This is a genomic window from Aminobacter sp. P4_D5, from assembly GCF_056401815.1.
On record NZ_JBFUIP010000283.1, the window covers coordinates 1 to 4,439 of the forward strand.

Genomic DNA, 4,439 nt, shown 5'->3' on the forward strand with positions numbered 1-4,439 from the left:
CCAGGGCGACGTTCTCGGTGCCGCCGCAATGGGTGTCGCCAACATCCTGTGCCTCACAGGCGACGGTGTGCAGGCAGGCGACCAGCCCGGCGCGAAGCCGGTGTTCGATCTCGATTCGATGTCGCTGCTCGAAACCGTTCGCATCATGCGCGACAACGGTAAATTCCTGTCTGGCCGCAAGCTGACCACGCCGCCGCAGCTTTTCCTTGGTGCCGCGGTCAACCCCTTCGCCCCGCCTTATGATTTCAGGCCTGTTCATATGGGCAAGAAGATTGCTGCCGGCGCCCAGTTCGTGCAGAGCCAGTACTGCTTCGATGTGCCGATGTTCCGCACCTTCATGAACCAGGTGCGCGATCTCGGCTACGACGAAAAATGCTTCATCCTGGTTGGCGTCGGCCCGCTGGCTTCGGCCAAGACCGCCAAATGGATCCGCGCCAACGTGCCGGGCATCCACATCCCTGATGCAATCATCAAGCGCTTGGAAGGCGCCCAGGACCAGAAGAAGGAAGGCAAGCAGCTCTGCATCGACATCATCAACGAGGTCAAGGAGATCGCCGGCGTGTCGGGCGTTCACGTCATGGCCTACCGGCAGGAGGAATATGTTGCCGAAATCGTCGATGAATCGGGCGTTCTGAAAGGCCGTCGCCCATGGAAGCGCGAGGCCCGCGCCGACGACCAGCGTGTCGCCGAGCGGCTTGAGCACATCCTGCACGATGACGTCACCGAATCGCAGGTCGACATGGTGAAGACCGCGCACTGACAGGCAGGCGCGATCGCCGCGCTTGAACGAAACCAAACAACGATATAAAGAAATCTTTATATCCTACGGAGGATTCATGACCCGCACCATCGTCGCCTCGGCGACCCGCGAAATCGTCATCGGTTTCGACCAGCCCTTCTGCGTCATCGGCGAGCGCATCAATCCGACCGGCCGCAAGAAGCTGGCCGCCGAGATGATCGCCGGCAATTTCGAGACGGTCATCCGCGACGCGCTGGAGCAGGCTGCCTGCGGCGCCACAATGCTCGACATCAATGCCGGCGTCACCTCGGTCAACCCGAACGAGACCGAACCGGGCCTGCTGGTGCAGACGCTCGAGATCGTCCAGAACCTGGTCGATCTGCCGCTCGCCATCGACAGCTCGGTGTCAGCGGCGATCGAGGCCGCGTTGAAGGTTGCCAAGGGCCGCCCGCTCGTCAACTCGGTGACCGGCGAGGAAGAGAAGCTTGAAGCCATCCTGCCACTGATCAAGAAGTACAACGTGCCTGTGGTTGCCATCTCCAATGACGAGACCGGCATTTCGATGGATCCCGACGTCCGCTTCGCGGTCGCCAAGAAGATCGTCGAGCGCTGCGCCGATTTCGGCATTCCCGCCCATGACGTCGTCGTCGACCCGCTGGTGATGCCGATCGGCGCACTCGGCGACGCCGGCCGCCAGGTCTTTGCGCTGCTGCGCCGCTTGCGCGAGGAACTCAAGGTCAACACCACCTGCGGCCTGTCCAACATCTCCTTYGGCCTGCCGCACCGCCACGGCATCAATGCCGGTTTCATTCCGATGGTCATCGGTGCTGGCATGACGAGCGCGATCATGAATCCCGTGCGCCCGYAGGAAATGGAAGCTGTCCGCGCCGCCAACGTGCTCAACGGCACCGACCCCAACTGCACCAACTGGATAAAGACCTACAAGGACTACAAGCCTTCCGAAGGAGGGCACGCTGTAGCGGCTCCGGTTGCCGTCAACGCACCCGGAGACGGCAATGGTGGTCGCCGCCGCGGTGGCCGCGAAGCCCGGATGGCGAGGGGATGATCGGATAAGATTATGCCTTATGTCGCCCCCCTCTGTCCTGCCGGACATCTCCCCCTCAAGGGGGGAGATCAGCCGGCCGCGACGCCGTCGCTTCTCCTGAACCGCCAGCGACTGAGGCTGGGCGGCAGCAAAGTCCAATCTCCTCCCTTGAGAGGGAGATGTCCGGCAGGACAGAGGGGGGCGCCATCGAGCTTTGGCGCCGAATGCATTTCGGAAAGCAGCATGCCATGAACTCTCCCGCCAACATCACCGATCCGCTGGTCCTGTTCATGCCCTCGGGCAAGCGCGGACGGTTCCCGGTGGGAACACCTCTTCTTGATGCAGCGCGAACGCTCGGCGTCTATGTCGAAAGCGTGTGCGGTGGACGCGCCACCTGCGGCCGCTGCCAGATCGAGGTGCAGGAAGGCAATTTCGCCAAGCACAAGATCGTCTCGTCCAACGACCACATCTCGCCCAAGGGGCCAAAGGAAGAGCGCTACGAGCGCGTGCGCGGCCTGCCTGATGGGCGCCGCCTTTCATGCTCGGCAACGATCCAGGGCGACCTTGTTGTCGACGTGCCGCAGGACACCGTCATCAACGCACAGGTCGTGCGCAAGGCAGCCACCGACCGCGTCATCGAGCGCAACGCCGCCGTCCAACTCTGCTATGTCGAGTTGGAAGAGCCGGACATGCACAAGCCGCTCGGCGACCTCGACCGCCTGAAGGTGGCGCTCGAAAAGGACTGGGGCTGGAAAGACCTGCTGGTCGCGCCCCATCTCATCGCCCAGGTCCAGAAGATCCTGCGCACCAAGCTGCCCGACCAACCGGAAGTCACTCCGGGCAAATGGGGCGTGACTGCCGTGGTCCACCGCGACATGGATTCGTCGCGCCCCTTCATCATCGGCCTTTATCCAGGGCTGAAGAATGAGGCCTACGGCATCGCCTGCGACATCGGTTCGACAACCATCGCCATGCATCTGGTGTCGCTGCTGTCGGGCCGCATTGCCGCGTCCTCGGGCACGTCGAACCCGCAGATCCGCTTCGGCGAAGATCTGATGAGCCGTGTGTCCTATGTCATGATGAACCCGGACGGCCGTGAGGCCATGACCAAGGCCGTGCGCGAGGCGGTCAACGGGCTGATTGGCAAGGTTTGCGAAGAAGGCCAGGCCCATCGCGAAGACATTTTCGACTGCGTCTTCGTCGCCAACCCGATCATGCACCATTTGTTCCTTGGCATTGACCCGACCGAACTCGGCCAGGCCCCCTTTGCCCTTGCCGTATCGGGCGCGCTGCAATTCTGGGCGCATGAGATCGACATCGAGGTCAATCGCGGGGCGCGTCTCTACACGCTGCCTTGCATCGCCGGCCACGTCGGCGCCGACGCCGCCGGTGCCACGCTGTCTGAAGGACCCTATCGCCAGGACAAGATGATGCTGCTTGTCGATGTCGGCACCAATGCCGAGATCATCCTCGGCAACAGTACGCGCGTCGTCGCCGCGTCCTCCCCCACCGGCCCGGCCTTCGAAGGTGCCGAAATCTCCTCGGGCCAGCGCGCCGCACCCGGTGCCATCGAGCGCGTGCGTATCGATCCTGAAACCCTGGAACCGAAATACCGCGTCATCGGCACCGACAAATGGTCGGACGAAGAAGGCTTCGACGAAGCCTCGTGGACCACCGGCGTCACCGGCATTTGCGGCTCGGCCATCATCGAGGTCGTGGCCGAGATGTATCTCTCAGGCATCATTACTGAAGACGGCGTCATCGACGGCGCGCTGATGGAGAAGAGCCCGCGCATCATCCAGAACGGCCGCACCTTCTCTTACCTTCTGCGCGAAGGCCGCCAGGGCGAGCCGCGCATCACCGTCACCCAAAATGACGTCCGTGCGATCCAGCTTGCCAAGGCTGCCCTTTATGCCGGCGTGAAGCTCTTGATGGAAAAGCAAGGCGTCGAAACTGTCGACACGATCCGCTTCGCTGGCGCCTTCGGCTCGTTCATCGATCCGAAATACGCGATGGTGCTCGGCCTGATCCCCGATTGCGATCTCGACGAGGTCAAGGCGGTCGGCAATGCGGCGGGCACCGGCGCGCTCATGGCGCTGCTCAACCGCAACCATCGCCGCGAGATCGAACAGGAAGTCGGCCGGATCGAAAAAATCGAGACCGCGCTCGAACCGCATTTCCAGCAGCTGTTCATCGACGCCATGGCGCTGCCCAACAAGGTCGACCCGTTCCCGAAGCTGTCGGCTGCGGTCAAGCTGCCACCGCGCAAGGCGACGAGCGCTGATGGCGAGCCAACGGACAATGCTCCTCGACGCCGCTCGCGCGAGGAACGCGCCGCGCGCCGCTCCCGCGACTAACCGGACCATTGCAGAATTGACGCATCGGCGAGGCATTCCGTGCCTCGCCGACGCGCTTTTGTGTTAGAATGCCCGTATCGGGTGTGTTTCCATTGCGCAACCATTCCGCCGCAAATCGCTGCTGAAGCGAAATCGATACGAAACAATCCCGAACTAGTTTCCGCTTGTCAGCCGCCGCTAGAGGTTCGCCTCTGCGTTGGCAGCCGTGCATGGCCTCGAAAATCGGAACAGATTTTTGAAATGGATCAAGCACCGATTCAAAGCACCGCAGCATTCGCTCCCAAGGGACGCGTGACGC

Annotated in this window: 3 protein-coding genes; all 3 read left to right on the top strand. The window is 62.5% G+C overall.

What is annotated here, in order from left to right; all coding sequences use genetic code 11:
- On the top strand, positions 1-760 hold a 760-nt coding region (locus AC1DWF_RS30485), incomplete at its 5' end, for a methylenetetrahydrofolate reductase (protein ID WP_476842450.1).
- 76 nt (positions 761-836) lie between these two features.
- On the top strand, positions 837-1,805 hold the full coding sequence (locus AC1DWF_RS30490; RefSeq protein ID WP_476842451.1) for a methyltetrahydrofolate cobalamin methyltransferase: 969 nt from the start codon (positions 837-839) through the stop codon (positions 1,803-1,805).
- A 227-nt stretch (positions 1,806-2,032) separates the two neighbouring features.
- Entirely contained in the window at positions 2,033-4,141 is a 2,109-nt protein-coding gene (locus AC1DWF_RS30495) for an ASKHA domain-containing protein (protein ID WP_476788302.1), read from the top strand.
- Positions 4,142-4,439: the final 298 nt, after the last annotated feature.